Annotated in this window: 11 protein-coding genes; 1 reads left to right on the forward strand and 10 read right to left on the reverse strand. The window is 40.1% G+C overall.

All coding sequences use genetic code 11. From position 1 onward, the window contains the following. Positions 1–5 precede the first annotated feature (5 nt). The 3 genes from ACQCVH_RS21990 to ACQCVH_RS22000 form a co-directional block, all read right to left on the reverse strand. Complete coding sequence (locus tag ACQCVH_RS21990) at positions 6–1,331, reverse strand: vWA domain-containing protein (protein WP_426837726.1); 1,326 nt, start codon at positions 1,329–1,331, stop codon at positions 6–8. A gap of 892 nt (positions 1,332–2,223) precedes the next feature. Beyond that, positions 2,224–3,039 carry a hypothetical protein gene (locus ACQCVH_RS21995; RefSeq protein ID WP_426837727.1) on the reverse strand — a complete coding sequence of 272 codons (816 nt, stop codon included), beginning with the start codon at positions 3,037–3,039 and terminating at the stop codon, positions 2,224–2,226. Beyond that, positions 3,036–3,584 (reverse strand): sigma-70 family RNA polymerase sigma factor, encoded by a 549-nt coding sequence (locus ACQCVH_RS22000; protein ID WP_426837728.1) that lies wholly within the window; start codon positions 3,582–3,584, stop codon positions 3,036–3,038. Before ACQCVH_RS22000 ends, ACQCVH_RS21995 begins: the two co-directional genes overlap by 4 nt. A 164-nt stretch (positions 3,585–3,748) precedes the next feature. Between ACQCVH_RS22000 and ACQCVH_RS22005 the strand changes: the two genes are divergently transcribed. Further along, complete coding sequence (locus ACQCVH_RS22005; protein WP_426837729.1) at positions 3,749–4,933, forward strand: DUF4317 domain-containing protein; 1,185 nt, start codon at positions 3,749–3,751, stop codon at positions 4,931–4,933. A gap of 107 nt (positions 4,934–5,040) precedes the next feature. On the opposite strand, the gene ACQCVH_RS22010 is transcribed toward ACQCVH_RS22005, so the two are convergent. The 7 genes from ACQCVH_RS22010 to nikB all read right to left on the reverse strand — a co-directional run bounded on the left by ACQCVH_RS22010 (position 5,041) and on the right by nikB (position 14,946). After that, complete coding sequence (locus tag ACQCVH_RS22010) at positions 5,041–6,453, reverse strand: glycoside hydrolase family 30 protein (RefSeq protein ID WP_426837730.1); 1,413 nt, start codon at positions 6,451–6,453, stop codon at positions 5,041–5,043. 93 nt (positions 6,454–6,546) lie between these two features. Beyond that, the gene (locus tag ACQCVH_RS22015) at positions 6,547–9,195 is read right to left on the reverse strand and encodes a beta-glucosidase (protein WP_426837731.1); all 2,649 of its coding nucleotides are present in this window, start codon (positions 9,193–9,195) and stop codon (positions 6,547–6,549) included. A gap of 759 nt (positions 9,196–9,954) precedes the next feature. Then, positions 9,955–11,316, reverse strand: a complete 1,362-nt coding sequence (locus ACQCVH_RS22020; protein WP_426837732.1) for an MATE family efflux transporter — start codon at positions 11,314–11,316, stop codon at positions 9,955–9,957. Positions 11,317–11,475: 159 nt separating this feature from the next. After that, positions 11,476–12,291, reverse strand: coding sequence for a nickel import ATP-binding protein NikE (gene nikE, locus ACQCVH_RS22025; RefSeq protein ID WP_426837733.1), 816 nt, complete (start codon positions 12,289–12,291; stop codon positions 11,476–11,478). Positions 12,292–12,323: 32 nt separating this feature from the next. After that, entirely contained in the window at positions 12,324–13,154 is an 831-nt protein-coding gene (gene nikD, locus ACQCVH_RS22030; RefSeq protein WP_426837734.1) for a nickel import ATP-binding protein NikD, read from the reverse strand. Positions 13,155–13,174: 20 nt separating this feature from the next. Further along, positions 13,175–14,005 (reverse strand): nickel ABC transporter permease subunit NikC, encoded by an 831-nt coding sequence (nikC, locus tag ACQCVH_RS22035; RefSeq protein WP_426837735.1) that lies wholly within the window; start codon positions 14,003–14,005, stop codon positions 13,175–13,177. After that, positions 14,002–14,946: a nickel ABC transporter permease subunit NikB gene (gene nikB, locus ACQCVH_RS22040; protein ID WP_426837737.1), complete on the reverse strand. Its 945-nt coding sequence runs from the start codon at positions 14,944–14,946 to the stop codon at positions 14,002–14,004. Before nikB ends, nikC begins: the two co-directional genes overlap by 4 nt. Between the last annotated feature and the right edge of the window lie 14 nt (positions 14,947–14,960).

Consider the following 14,960-nt stretch of genomic DNA (forward strand, 5'->3'; position numbering starts at 1 on the left):
TTGCCTTAATCCATCTGGTCAAACAGCTCTTCCCTTTTTGCAGTGATCTTTTCCTGGGCAGCTTCTCCATACCTCTCGCTGTATTCATCAAGGGCACTTAAGCGCTCATCGGCCAGATCCCTTATCACCTGTGCATCCTCTGGTTTTACCTTCTCCTGCTTCTCAAGCTCCTGAAGCATCCCTCTAAAAATTTCATTTTCCAATTCAGCTATATCCATGAAGGTGCTTTCCAGCTTTCTCGCGTCTTCACGGAGTTCCACACTCCTGAAATTGATATCAATGCCGTTCAAGGCCTTTTGATTGTTTTTCTGTATAGATGAAATGGCTTCACCCATCAGTTCCTGCAGCGTGTTGGTCAGCTCCAGCTTAGAATTGACTGTATAGTATTTTCCGTTTCCTGCTTCTGCTGCTTTTTTAAGCTGTCTTTGACCCTCATCATCCACATCAAATCCAATAATGTGAACTTTCACATTCAGATCAGAAGCTGCCAATTCCTTCGCTTCTTTTACCGGATCTCCATCACAGGTTTCTATCCCGTCACTTACGATATAGAGGATATTTTCAGTATCCTCTCCTGCTTTCGTCTTTAAATCTTCATAGCCTGCCTTGATGGATGCCGCTAAAGGCGTCCAGCCGCTCGGTTTGAACTTTCCCAGTGCGGTCTTGAATGAGTCCTGTTCATAGGTATTGGTTTCATACATGACCTCGGTGCTTGCACATGACATGGCTTTATCCTTATCCGATCCTGTCCCTTTATGGCCATATGTCCGCAGAGTCATGTACGTGTCTTCCGGAAAACCTGCAGCAAATTCCTCCACAGCTTCCTTGGCAAGATTCATTTTCACACCGCCGCTCACCTGTCCATTCATGCTCCCGCTTGAGTCGATATGAATAGCAATATTCTTTGCCTTTTGCTTCTCCTCCTGCCCTCCGTATTCACCAAAGTCAGGCTCATAATTGACCAGCGCCTCATTGACAGCGGTATAGTCAAGGGCAAACAAATGCACCAGGCCGTTATAAACTTCTTCAGCAGACATGCCTTCAGTTTCGAAATCAGCCATCAGCTTTTCCTCGCTCATTTCGGACTCTTCTGACACCTCACCCATCGCTTTTTCTGATATTTCACCAATCTGCTGTTTGACTATTTCTTCAGCTGAAGTCGCCGCTTCTGGATAGTGGACTGGTTCTTTCTCTGTTTTTTCCTCTTTCCCCGCAGACACAGTTTCTGCCTGCTGTGCAGATTTTTCTTTTGAAGATGATGAATCTTCCTTTGAGCAGCCGTTAATAACGATCAGTAATGCCAAAAGGAATACAAAATGAAATTTTCGCAAAGATAAAACTCCTTCTCCCACTATTTAGATTATTAACAAAAATGGCAATAACTACCTGGTGTATACCCAGGAATGCCCACACCAATTCACTCTTTTTCTAAAATTTTCTTTTTATTTACTATATATTTACTATCATGCGTTCACATTTCCGTCAAACCCGCTGCTGGTTTTGTCGATATTTGTCTGTAAGTTTCTACCTATCACCTCTTTAAATCGAGATTTTTTTCCGAGACAATAGTAGGAGATAGGTGCAGGAAAAGAGATTTATATAGGGCATCCCTTTATTAGGTTTTAAAATGGTTATATTACAATTGTTAAAGTTTATGAGTCTTTTGGATTATTTTTTAGGGAAATGTATCTAGAAACTGTTTTGACGGTTAAGATTTATATGAATGTCTTATATGTGAAAAATTTGCAGAGTAATTTTTCACTTTATGTAAACGTTTAACTCAATAAGAATAATTCATGGTCTGCCAAAAGTCTGTGTTCTCCAATTATCGGCTTCTCAAATTTAAAGCACAGGCTCCTTTCTATTCTTAGTCAGAAAAGAGCACCTTCCCGGAATAAAAAAAGGTTCCGGCAGAGGGAACCTTTTTTTATTCCGGGTTTCTTCTTAGAATATAGAAACTATCTTGAAGTGAGAATATATGTTTTAAGCTTATTCTGCTTTAATTTACCCGCAGGCGCTTCCCGAGGAGGAAGGGCACCAGCCGCTTGTACATTTGGGTGGCGCTTTTGCTACAGCTTTAAGGGGAAAGCCTGAACAATTGCTTAAACTAAAGCCGGCCTCCAAAGCCTTTCAAAACCAGCCATATTAAGCTGATCATCAAGGGCGAGTTTGGATAAGACCTGCACCAATAAAAAAGCCCGTCTTCCAGACGGACTCCTATCACTATTCATTCCTAATAAATCTTTCCAGCTCATTTATTCTTTCTCCATCCAGCATGTAGGAAACACCCTTGCTCTCGCCGGATGCTCCATTCAGCGCGATGTTCAAGTCATTCAGCAGCGCTTCCACATAGGCATGGGCCTGGAGTAGCCTATCACTTGGCTTTTTGAACTGTTCTTCATACTTGAGTGGATTCTCGTTTTTAAGGCCTAAGTGAGCATATCTATTTTGATGCTCCTCATAGACGATTGCTGCCGCATCCCTCAGGTTTTTCAGATCCTTTTCAATGGCCATGCCCTCTGCTTTATAATTCGTATCCAAACTATTAAAAATAAGAGCCGCGCCTATCCAATAGTACATTGCCGGGTCATCATGATATTGTTCCGGTACTCCATTCTTATATATTTCATCGTATGATGCAATGTATTCCTGGACGTTTTGTGCGTCCTGCCCAAGTAACCCCTCTTTATTCGTCCGGTCTTCCCACGCCTTTTCATCGACGGCAGCATCGCTTGCTGCAACGGCATCATCTGCTGCAGAAGGCGTGCTTTCATTGTCAGCCTTCTCCTCTGTTTGGCTTTCCCCTGCAGCCTGCGGAGATTTGTCTATTTCACTGTATACGAACGCTCCTCCTCCGGCAAAAACAAGCACAGTAGCGGCATATAGAGCCAGCTTTTTCACGAAGATCCTTTTAGCTTTTTTTTTCGTTCGGGAAATATTCATTAAAACGTTCCTCTTTTCATTTTCGGAAAAAGAGAGATCTCCGTAGGTTTCTTTATCAAGCCTTTCTTTCAGGTAAGGAAAGTCTTTTTCGCTCATCGTTCAAACCGTCTCCTTTCCAGCTCTTTTTTTAATAAAAGCTTGCCCCTTCTCAGCCTTGTTTTGATGGTTGATTCATTAAGGCCGATCACTTCACTGATTTCCTTCAGCTTCAGCTCTTCGTAATAAAAGAGGAACAGAATTCCCCGATACTTGGCAGGAAGGTCCAGCAGAGAGTCTGTGACAAGGCTGCTGGTGCTCTGATCCATCACCTTCACTTCCGGGCTCTTCTCCTTTGACTCTACCGTCAATTTGCTGAAGGGGAGGGTTCTTCTGAAGGCATTGCTTTTCAGCACATCCTTTGAACGGTTCACCGCGATCCGGTAGATCCATGTTCTATAAGAGGAATGCTGCTTGAATGAATCTAAATGATGATAGCAGTTCACAAACACATCCTGGGCAATGTCTTCTGCCAGATTAATGTCCTTCACATAAGTAAAAGCGATCTTTTTCACCATATCCCCATAGGCATCCATAAGATCTGCCAGTATATCTTCCTTGGCCTCTGCATCTTGCTGTGCCGATAAATGAAGCTCATAATTCAACCATTAGCACCTCCCCTTTGAAAAATTCAACCTTTAGACGACAAAGAATGGAAAAGGTTTCAAAAAGTTATGGATCACTTCATGACCAATGGGATTTCACTCTGACCCTTTATTTGATATCCTAGTACATATGCCAAGAAGGCAGCTTAGGAGTGTTAAAAAACATGAACAAAAAAGACATCGCCCAAATTCGGAAGCAGTTCAAGATCAATAATGATCTGCTAAAAATCTCCGATATTTTTAATGTGTATATCATGAAGGATTCGAGTGACATTTTTCATTATCAGAGCCAGCCTTTTGAAATGCTGGATCAGGAGCAGCAGGAACTGTTTCTGCACAATTTTAAAAAGATGCTGGCCGGCCAGCTCGATGAGAAGCTCTTTGAATTGAAGTTCCAGCGCGATGCGGATAACAGCAGCCAGCTGATTCTCCATCAAGGGCTGCTCAGCAGTGATGTGGAAGGCTGGGCAGAGCAGATGCTCAAGATTGTGGAAAAGCTGCTTGCAGTCAGGCAATATGAAAAGGATATCGTCATCACATTCATCCGCGGGGAATATTACAAGCCCACGAAGCGCCGCAATGATGAAGCAGAAGAAAGCGAACGGGATACCGTCTATTCCCACCCATTCATTCTCTGCAGCATTAATAACACCCAGGAGCCGAAGAAGGAACTGCTTTTTGACTATGTTGAAAAAGAATTCAGATATCACTTTGTCATGGATCCTATCATCAACCTCAATGCCCCGCTCTCCGGGTTCTTATTTCCATGTTTCACCGATAACGCGGCAGATGTCAACCATGTTCTCTATTCTGCAGGCAAGGTCCACGAACCGGACCACCTGTTCATAGAGGATGTGCTTAACGGGGAAGAAACGATGACAGCCCAGGATGATAAAATTGTCTTTGAGGAAATTATCAAGGACGTTACAGGAGATCAGCTGAGCACCTCTGCACTCTCCACGGTCTATGAGGAAATCAACCGCATGATTGTGGAAAATGAAGAAGAAGAGCCGCCAAAGCTCGACTCCAAAGACGTAGAACGTGTTCTCAAAATGAGCGGCTTTGAAGATATTGATACCGAAAAAGTCGAATCATCCTATCAAAAGATTATCGACGACGACAAATATGAAATCAAAGCCAGCAGCGTCCTGCCGAAATACTCGTCAAAGTCCATAAAAATCAGCACCAAAGTTGCCAACATCTCCATCAGCCCTCCTGATCTGCGGTACGTGAAGCAGATTGTAGTGGACGGCAAACGCTATTTGATGATTGAGGTGGAGGAAGAGACAGTGATTGAAGGATTTACGATGATTCCGGAGGCTTTTGGCGGGGGAGATACAGAAGAATAGATCAACAAATTAAAAACCCGGTATCCTTTTGAAGGGAAACCGGGTTCTTTTTTTTCCGCAATACACTACGGTTAGAAAATTATTTTGGCAAAACGATAGACAGCTATTTAAGATGACCATTTAAATGTTACTGCACTATTTGACTGTAAACTATACGAAAAATATTTTCCGTCATAGTTCATTTGAAAGGATGCATCACTTTCCCCTGGGTTGACCATTATTAATACAACGGAGTCATCAGGATTTATAAAAGCAACTGATTCAAGATCTCCCTTGTAGCTTGTTGAACCTATTCTGACAGCTCCAGGATCTATAAATTTACTGGCATGTCCGATTGCATAATACTCAACATTCCTTTTTACCTCTCCGCTTTTCTTATCTATGGTTACAACACCTCTGCAATTTGTACAGCCTCCATTGGCTGGTTCCCCGCTTTCATCAAGTGCCAGATTCCATAATAGGACTGTTTTTGCCCAGTTGCGTGTTCCTCCGATCAGTAAGTTAGTCATATACCAGCTTAAATTACTGCCAAAGTCCTTGCTCCAATCCCCTCCGCTGCACTCTGTCAGATAAATGCTTTTATGACGGAATGCCTCGTGGACATCTGACATGCTGGAAGGATCCCCTTTATAACAATGATAAGCAGTACCATCTATAAATTTGCTTGTCTCTTTATCTGCAAGTAATGTGCTGGCATAATTAAAACCCTCATTCCAATTGTGGTCATAGCCTATTATTTTTGTCGCTATGTTATTCTTTGCAAAGGCAGGGCCGAGAAATTCCTTGATAAACCTGGATTGTTCTTCAGCGCTCATACTCATGCTGGGATAGGATGCTGAGGTAAACAGGGGTTCATTTTGGATGGTGATGCTATGGATGGGGATTCCCTTATCCTGATAGGCTTGAATATACTTCACAAAATAATCGGCATAGGATTGATAAACACTGTTATTCTGATAGTCCAGATACCATCCATTCAATGTCCTTTCATACTTCATCCAAGCTGGAGCAGTCCACGGAGTGCCAAGCACCTTTATTTTTCCATTCATGGTTACCAGGTCCTGCAGAAGGCTTATAACGTCGGCATCTTTTGCTACTGAGAAATGTTCCAATTTATAATCCTGTTTTGTTTCGATATCATTGTATGTATAGCTTGATGGATTACCTTCTTGATCAACAGAGAAATCTGAAGCACCAATCGTGTGTCGGATGTAATTCATATGGATGCCGTCCTTCGTAAATAAATCTTTGATCAGTAATTCGCGCTGCCCAGCACTCATGTGATGGTTAATCAAGTATGCAAAGGATCCTGTAACCGCAGCTCCAAATCCCTCCATCGTTTGAAATGTGACATCAGGATTTACCTGAATGACAGGAGTGTCCGGGTTAGGCTCCTCTTTAAAAAACAGGGGCTCTTTATGTGTTAATAGATTTTTCTGATCAGCTGTTGTTAACCACGCTTCAACTTTTTGCTCTTCAGCTGGATTCATGAAAATAAACAAAGCAATGATAGTGCCCAAAATGCCTGCTGGTAATAAAGCTTTTATAAGATGGATAGAAATCCCTCCTTAAAAAAAGCCGGGGGTACCAGACCCCAGCTTTTACGAATCAACTTATGGAATTCGTACACTTCCTGTGAAGCGAATATCATCAGATGAACTGCCTGCATAAATCGGAACCTCCCCAGATGGTGTAACCCATTCATCAGATTCTTCATCCCAGTATGAGAATGCTTTTAGATCGAGGATAATTTTCACTCTATCCTGTTTACCTGGTCTAAGCTCTACTTTCTTAAATCCGGCAAGCTGTTTGGATGGTGTAGCCACTTTGGCTGGCAATTTGCCTGCATACACCTGCACAACCTCAGAACCAGCAGCATCACCGGTATTGCGTACATTCAGCTCGACACGAATATCAGTATCCTTATTCTTTCCTCTTGTTCTTGCCTTAACTTTTACATTTTTATAGTCAAAAGTGGTATAAGATAGGCCGTGCCCAAATGCGAAAGCAGGTTTGATTCCTTCTTTTTCATAGCCTTTATACCCGGTGAAAATACCCTCAGAGTAGTCAGAGATCCCATTTACTCCCGGGAACTGATTGTCATCGGAAAATGGTGTACTTTGTTCATCAGCAGGGAAAGTGATGGGAAGCTTCCCTGATGGGTTCGCTTTGCCAAACAAGATATTGGCTATGGCATTTCCTTGTTCCTGCCCGGCAAACCAAGATTGAACGATGGCCGGCACATCATCCTGCCAGTCCATTTGAACAGCTCTGCCGCTCATTTGTACAACAATTGTATTCGGATTTGCTTTAGAAACTTCTTTAATCAGCTGTGCCTGGTTATTTGGCAGATCAAGGCTTGAATTATCTACATAGCCCTCACTATCATACGTACGAGTTACGACAATCGCAGCATCTGAATCTTTTGCCAGATTAGCAGCTTCCTGAATTTTAGAATCGACAGCGTCTTTTGGCGGTTCCCAGCCAAAGCGGACCATCGCTCCAAAATCTTGAGCATCTCCTGCTTTGCCTGTGCTGTACTCAATACGCACTTGATGCTTTTTACCTTTGGCCAGCGATACTGTTTTCTTATTTGTAACTAATTCTTTGCTGTTATTATCAATTAAAAGCTTATGATCGAGGTATAGCTTGCCTGTCCCAAGACTGGACAGGGAAAGTACATACTCACCATCAGCTGGTGCTGTAATCTCACCAGTCCAGCGTGCTGACATCTCTCTATTATAATCACCAGGCGTTTTTGGAAGCTTAGGTGATTGTGCACTGAATCCTTCATAGTTGTAGAAACCTAGATTAAGATTCACTTGTTTGTCTGTACGTGTAAGAGATGGTTCACCTTCAAAATTAGTATTTTTCCAGTATTCTGCTTTCAATCCTGATTCGTTCTCATTTCCATCAGAACTTAAAAGAGATGATGGAACTGCTGATGGGCCTGGCAGGATATCACCAGCACTGATCGGATCACTGCCCTCAGCATAGGCCACCTTTGCACTTTTCCCTACATAGTTCTTGATTCCTTCAAGAGGACTGACTGTATATGTTGGGTTAACCAGCGAGCTTCCACCGCCTGCAGCCGAAGCATTATCCGCATCCGGGCCGATAACTGCAATGGAATCCAGTGCTTTTTTATCCAGTGGTAATGCATTTTTATCGTTCTTCATTAGTACCATGCTTTGTTCAGCTATTTCTCGCGCAGTCTTGCCATGCGCAGCAGCCGGAATCTGTTTATTTTGAACTGGATTGTCAAATAATCCTTTACTGAACATCTGCGTTAAAATACGGGCAGCCATATCATTGATTCTTTCTTCTGAAACTTGCCCGTCTTTTACTGCAGCCAGCAGTTTTTCTTCCCATAATCCAATCGGAGCCCCTGGTGTCTCTAAATCTAAACCGGCATTCGCTGATTTACTCGTACTCAGATTAGCACCATAGTCACTCATGACAAAACCTTTAAAGCCTATTTGGTCTTTAAGGATCGTTGATAATAACGTTTCATTTTCACATGCACTTGTGCCGTTTACCTGATTGAAAGAGCACATCACTGAGCTTAAATCAGCATTTTGCACCGCTTCTTCAAATGGCCGTGCATAAACTTCTTTAATTGTCCGTTCACTTGCAGTCGAATTGATGGTAAAGCGGTCTGTTTCCTGGTTGTTTAGCAGGTAGTGTTTGGCTGTTGCCATTACAGGGTAACTCTGAATTCCATTGACATACGGTACAGCCAATTTGGATTGAAGTAATTGATCCTCACCAAGTGATTCAAAGTTACGCTCACCCCAAGGAAAACGGGCGATATCTAAACCAGGGCCCAACACAACATTATGGGTTGTATTAAACGCCTCATTGCCTAACAACTCTCCGTAGGTTCTTGCTGCTTCCACATCCCAAGTTGCGGCCAGAGCAATTGGTGCAGGCAGCGCAGTTGATATTTTATCCTGAACTTCAGGGTTTGCAATGCGAATACCAGCCGGCCCATCCGCCATCGTCAGCGCTGGTATGCCCAGCCTGTCCATTCCTTCATTATAAAAACCATAATAATTATTAAGATTCCCCGTAACAAAGGTTACTTTTTCCTCTAATGTCATCTTCTCTAATAGCAAGCTTGCACGTTTTTCCGCTGAAAGAGATGAATTCATCCATGGTTTGCTGCTTTCAGCAGCAAAAACAGAGAAGGGTGTAACCATAAAGCTTAAGACTAATGTCATCATGATTAGCAGGATTTTCATTTTTTGTTTTTGCTTCATGTTGTCCTCCCATTTTCCTTTATCCTTTGCAGCCTTGTTTTGCTTCATTAATTAAATTCTTCACATTTCCAAAACCACATCCTCCAATCTAACGTTAGCTTAAAAATGCGTCAATGCTCTTCCAAGCCACTGGATTAAAGGAGTCAAATTACCTAGCAGCCAGTTAACTGCTGAGCTGACAATCGCTTACAATAAATCCGCAAACGCCTTCATAACGTATAAAAATCATTCAAATTAATTACATGGCGGGGAATTGTTTCAAAACTAATGTCTTTAGTCATTCACATTGATAGATTTGTTTTTGAATAATCATGATGATTATACAAGTGAAATACGAGGTAGTGATTTTGACCTAATAAGAAAAATTACTGCAATAATAAAGGATGATATTTCAGTAAATGTATAGAAAAGGAGATGCTGCAAAAAGTCAGTTCAGCTTTCGTAATAATCTATAATTTTGCTTCTTGGTGCGGCTATACATTTTATTACTAATGGATAAAACAAAAAAGAAGCTTCCCACAAGTTTGTTCAACTTATGAGAAGCTTCCTTTTATAATATCAATGTTAGCTTTTCACTTTCAGTAAGCCTTTATATACTGAAGGGTGAAGCGGCTGATTACATCATGCCCCCCTAAGTGAATGTGTGTATAGTCGTTAACTTGATGTACATAGAGTGCGGTTTATCAAGGTTTGCTAATTTTTTCTGTAACATTTTTAAGCGTGTTTTACCGTTTATCACTGAATTGCGTTGGTAAAATGTTAGCATTTCTTCTTTTCAAACACCGCTATATTTTTTCTTAGCTTTGGAACATACATCCATAAGAACAAAGAACGTGACAACATAAATAAAATGAAGGCTAGCCATAAACCATCATTTTCGTAGAGCGGAATGAACAACCAGTTAGCTATAAAAAACACAAGTAATGCAAGCATGATTGAGTTTCGAACAAATATTGGCTCGGTCGCACCCGAAAAAATACCCTCTAATTGTGCATACCAAAATCCAACAAGAGGAAAAATGATCATCCATATTAAAAGTGAAATTGCCGTCTCTTTAACAATAGGTATCGTCGTGAATAATGAAACAATATGTTCACCAAATAAAAAGATACAAATTGAAAGAACGATTGCAGATAAAATCCCCCATTGTGCAGATAAAGTAAAAGCTCGCTTATACAAAGCTTCATTTTTTCCACCAATTGCTCTACCTATTAAAATACTTGAAGCATTTGCAAAGCCTCCAAAAAAGTAGGCCATCAGATAATGTATTTGCAATATAACAGCATTTGCAGCTAGTGTGACCTCCCCCATACTTGCCCCTTTAGATGTAAAAATTCCGGTCATTGTTAAGAGGCAAATTGTTCGTAAAAACAAATCACGATTCACTTTTAACATTTTCATAAGAGGGGCAGATTCTATAATCATGTTTACTTTTATTTTTGCAAGATTGATTTGTTTAGCTCGGTAGATCATCCACAACCCAAATATAACGGCACTGACTTCAGCAATTAATGTGGCACCAGCAACCCCAGCTACACCCCATCCAAAACCAAGTACAAAAATAAGGTCAAGTATAATATTTAGCACATTCATAAAAAACTGGGTAGCTAAAGATAATCGAACCTTTCCAAGCCCTACCAGCCAACCAATGATAACGTAGCTTAACAATGTAAACGGTGCACCCCAAATTCGAAATGAAAAATAAGTTGCAGCATAACCAGTGACCTCTTCACTCGCTCCAATAAAATATATGGCAGTCTGTAAAATGGGATATTGCATAAGAATAAAAAATAGACCAAACAAGACCGCAATGACCATAGGTCGTAAAAAAGTTAAGGTTATTTCTTTTACGTTGTTTGATCCTTGAGCTTGTGATGTAAACCCCGATGTGCTAACACGAAGAAACCCTAGTAACCAGTACATCATATTAAAGATTAAAGCCCCAACGGCAACTCCACCGATAAAAGATGGATCAGGCATTCGTCCAACTACCGCTGTATCAACCGCTCCTAATATAGGTGTAGAAATTCCCGATATAATGAGAGGGATAGCTAGAGACAAATACTCCTTATTTATACTAACATCGGTTTGTTTTTTTATAGGTTGTATTACTGGTTTCATAGTCTAATTCACCTTTTATCCATTTCATCATGAGTTTAATGTAATCACAACTATTAAAACTCATATGCTATCCGTTTAATAAAAAAAAGTCACCCCATCCAATATGTTGTGACACTGCATCATAGTTTTAAATCTGGTGAAACATATCTACATAACGCTTTATACCATTTTCACACGAGTTGGAATAGATCGAAACCGTGGGTGTTCAGCTAGTATGGAGTTTCTTAAACGTATAACAGCAGGGTGCTTTGATAGAAAAAATTGATCTTTTGAATCGTACATCTCTATCAATTCCCCTTTTTCAAGGACACCAATTTTATCAGATATTGAAAAAGCAGCTTTAATATCATGGGTAATAAAAAGATAAGATAAACCGAAGTCATCCTTTAATTTGCTTAATAATTGTAAAATTAAGCTTTGTGTTACCATATCTAAACTGCTTACCGCTTCGTCAAGCACGATTAACTTTGGCTTTAGTGCGATAGCTCTAGCAATATTAATCCTTTGCAGTTGTCCACCGCTGAATTGATGAGGATACTTTTTTAAATCCTTTTCACTTAATCCTACTCTTTCTAAGAGCTCAATAACCTTTCTTCTTTGTTCGCCGTCAGTTAATTTCTCATAGTTCTCTAATGGCTCGCTTATAATACTTTCAGCTGTCATCCTAGGATTTACAGATGAATAGGAGTCCTGAAAAACAACCTGCAGGTTTCGGCGCATCTTTTGTTGCGCTATTTTGCTCGCTTTATATATGTCATTTCCTTGAAATAAAACTTGACCTTGCTGTGGACGTTGTATCCCAAGAATTACTTTTCCTAAAGTACTTTTTCCAGCTCCGCTTGTACCTATTAAGCCCAAACAAGATCCCTCTTCAATAGTAAAAGAAATATCATTAAGAACATTAGATGAAAGAGCTCTAAACAGCTTCTTAGAATTAAAGCTGAAATTCACTTGATTTACCTGCAATAAGCTCAATGATTTCACCTCTCAGAGTATTTAACCGGTAATCATAACGTATAAGTATAGGGTTGCTTCTCAGTATATAAAGTAGGCCTGTTCTTTAATAACTTCTTTGTATATTCATGACTAGGATTATCAAATATATCAAACACATTTGCCGATTCAACAATTTTACCATGGTTCATCACTATTACATTGTCTGCCATTTCTGAAATGACTCCAAGATCATGTGAGATGAGTAGAATAGATGTACCATACTCGGAGCGAACCTTATCTAATAGTCGAAGAACCAGTGCTTGGCTATGCAGATCAATTGCTGTAGTTGGCTCATCAGCTATAATAACAGAAGGTTGTAAGCATGTAGCCATGGCAATCATCACTCGTTGAAGCATGCCTCCACTCAATTCGAAAGGATAGTTTTTTAGCAATTTTTGAGGATTTTGCAGATTTATACTTTCCATCATATTAATCGCAAGTTCCCTTGCATGCTTATTATTTAGTGAGGTATGAGATTTAATCGTTTCAACAAATTGATGCCCAATTGTAAACACGGGAGTAAAAGCATTCATCGGATTTTGCATAATAAAAGCTATTTCTTTGCCGCGTATTCTTCGCATTTCTTTGTTTTCCAGCCCATTTAACTCTCTACCTTGTAGTGTAATGCTCCCCCTAATATCTAGATTTTTCTTATTGTGAAGCTGCAGGATAGACATACTTGTAACGGTCTTGCCACAACCGCTTTCTCCAACAAGGCCTAGAATTTCCCCTTTTTTCATTCCAAAGTTAACGTCCTGAACAAGTGTGGAGAATCCCTTTTTGTCTCTTACTTGCACATTTAAGTCTTTTACATTTAAAATGTTTTGCTCATTTGATTCCATTATTATCAAGTCCTTTTTCACTAGCGGCGTTTAACACCGAACCGTTCTGAGAGTGATTCACCAACTAAATTAAAGGTAACAACAACCAGCATGATCATTAATCCCGGGTAAATCATTAAAGCAGGATTTGTTCTAATATACGACTTTCCTTCATGAATCATTGCACCCCACTCGGGAATAGGTGGCTGCACACCTAAACCTAAAAAGGACATGGACGATAGATTCATAATAGCCCAACCCATTTCTAATGTTCCAATCACTGCTAGTGGCGGTATAACATTCGGAAAAATATGTTTCTTCATAATAGTCCAGGTAGAAGAACCACTAATTTTAGCTGCAGTAATGTAGTTCTGTTCTTTTAAGCTTATTACCATTCCTCTTATAACCCTCGCATAATAAACCCATTGTACAAGGATTAACCCTAAAACGACTTGTTTTAATCCTGCTCCCCAAATACCAACGAAACCAAGAACAAACAAAAGACTTGGAATTGCCATAAGACCATCACCGAGTCTCATTAACAATTGATCGATCCAACCGCCTTTGTACCCGGCAATAATTCCAATAATTAAACCTATACCTAGAGCTGAAATAAAAATGAGCATAGCAAACCCAAGTGAGATTCGAGCTCCAAATAATATACGTGAAAACGTACATCTACCTAAGTGGTCTGTACCTAATGGATAATCTATAGAAGGCGGTTGTAATTTATGAGCCAAATTAACAAGAACAGGATCATTAGGTGCAAGCCACGGGGCAAAGATTGTGATCAAAAGCAACATTAAAACAATTACCGAACAAAAGACAATCACAATTTGACTTCTAAAAGTATCACGAAACTTCGCTATCATTGGTGTTGACTTCCTTTTCTTGAAATACGAGGATCAATATACATTTGAATAACATCAACGAATAGGTTACTTATTAGGAAGATACCAGCTGCTAATAGCACATAACCTTGTATTACAGGGACATCACGGTTAAAAATAGCCTCTATAAAATATCGGCCAAATCCTGGCCAAGAAAAGACGGCCTCTACAATAATAGCACCAGTCATCAAGTTCCCCAGATTCATTCCTAGTCCAGTAATCATAGGAGAAATAGCTATTCGAAGTACATGTTTTCCCAGTATAACCTTTTCATGAAGCCCTCTTGTCCTTGCAAAGAGCACATAAGGCTCTTGTAAATTTTCAAGAACGCTAGCACGTAACAGACGAGTATATAAAGCTATTAAGGGGAATGCCAACGTTAAAGAAGGCAGAATTAAATGTTTCCATGTTCCCGTACCTTCTACCGGGAAAAAATCTAATTTTACTGAAAAGAAAAATATGAATAAATACCCGAGCCAAAATGATGGAATAGAAGCACCAATGAAAGAGAGGAATCGACTAAAATAGTCAATTCCACTGTTCTTCTTAACTCCTGCTAAAAAACCAATAGGCACACTTACTATAATAGCGATCAAGAGACTACCAACGGTTAACTGAACAGTTGCTGATATACGTGAAGATATCTCTTCCCACACAGGCTTATTCGTAATATACGATTCACCAAAATTAAATTGGGATATCTGAATAACTGAGTTTACATACTGTACAAGAAGAGGTTTATCTAAGCCAAATTCTTGCCTGATTTCAGCCAATAGCTCTTCTGTTGGCTGGATATTTGCAGCAGCTAAGTATGCTTCAGCAGGATCTACTGGTGATAGGTGAATCATTCCAAATGTTAGCAAAGTAGTTATTAGAAAGATTGGAATAATAGTCATAATTCGTTTCATCATATAAGTACCCATTAGAAAAACCCCTG

Origin of the sequence: Bacillus infantis, from assembly GCF_050107595.1 — a bacterium.
GTDB lineage: Bacteria > Bacillota > Bacilli > Bacillales > Cytobacillaceae > Bacillus_AB > Bacillus_AB infantis_C.